Genomic DNA, 1,133 nt, shown 5'->3' on the forward strand with positions numbered 1-1,133 from the left:
CCTGCCGGAGCACGGCGACCGGCTCGCCGCCCGCGCCGTTCACCCCCTCGGCGGCGACCCCGCTGCCGGAACAGCCCGAGGCGCCCGCCCCGAGCCCGACCGTGAGTCCCATGATCCCCACCGCGACGCCCGTCCTGCCCGCGCGCGTGTGCTGCCGCCGATCCATGGCCTGCCTTACCCCCAGCCGGTTATGTCCGTCACTGGCCCCCTGTCGTTCCGGTTAACGACCGGTAGGGAGTGCCGTCACGCGCCGGCCGGCCCCGGAGGAGGCGGGAGGGGGGCGCGCGAACGCCCCGGCGCGCGGCCGGTAGCGTGGCGCCGTGGCGTCTGAGGAGGGCCCCGAGGGGGCGCGGGAACACCGTACGGAGACGACCGAGCAGGGGCGCTTCTGTGTGGCGCGGTGCAGCTGCGGCTGGCGGGGGCCGGCCCGGCGGGCGCGCAGCCAGGCGCGGACGGACGCGGAGGGGCACAGCGGGGAAGCGTGAGCGCTGCGCTCCTTCTGCCCGCGCTTTCAGTGGTGTTCGAGCCGCTGGGTGAGCGCGTCGAGCAGGTCGCGGTCGCGGGGGTGGCTGATCCGGGTACGCGCCTCGGCGGGCGCCAGCCACACCACCTGGTCCACCTCGGAGCTGGGTACGAACGCCCCGGAGACGGCCTCGGCGGCCCAGTACCGCACCTGCTTGGGGCGCCCGTCGACCGGATACCGCAGCGTCGGCAGCTCGGCCCCCAGTTCGGCCGCGAACCCCGTCTCTTCCCCGACCTCCCGCACGGCCGCCGCCTCCGCGGACTCCCCGCGCTTCAGCTTGCCCTTGGGATGCGACCAGTCGTCGTACCGGGGCCGGTGCACGAGGCACACCTCCAGGGCACCGGTGCCGGGGGCCCGGCGCCAGAGGACACAGCCGGCGGCACGGATGAGCTTGGGGAGCGCGTGGGGGCCGGTGGGCACGGGGGGCTCCTCGGGGGTCAGGACTGCCAGGTCTGCTGGAAGGCGAACCTCGCGGCTTCGACTTCGTGGCGCTGGTCGGCGTGGAGGACGCCGAGGGCGTAGGCGGTGGCGGGGGCGATGCGGGGGGTGCGGGCGGCCTGGGCGGCTTCGGCGGCTGCCTCGGCTGCGTCGCGGTGGCGGGTGAGGGCCT

At 76.4% G+C, this 1,133-nt stretch carries 1 protein-coding gene; it reads right to left on the bottom strand.

The genetic code is table 11. The annotated features are described in order from the left end of the window. Nucleotides 1–511 precede the first annotated feature (511 nt). Entirely contained in the window at nucleotides 512–943 is a 432-nt protein-coding gene (locus GT030_RS34105) for an NUDIX hydrolase (RefSeq protein ID WP_161204373.1), read from the bottom strand. Between the last annotated feature and the right edge of the window lie 190 nt (nucleotides 944–1,133).

The sequence above is a fragment of the Streptomyces sp. SID1328 genome, from assembly GCF_009865595.1.
Classification (GTDB): Bacteria; Actinomycetota; Actinomycetes; order Streptomycetales; family Streptomycetaceae; genus Streptomyces; species Streptomyces griseoluteus.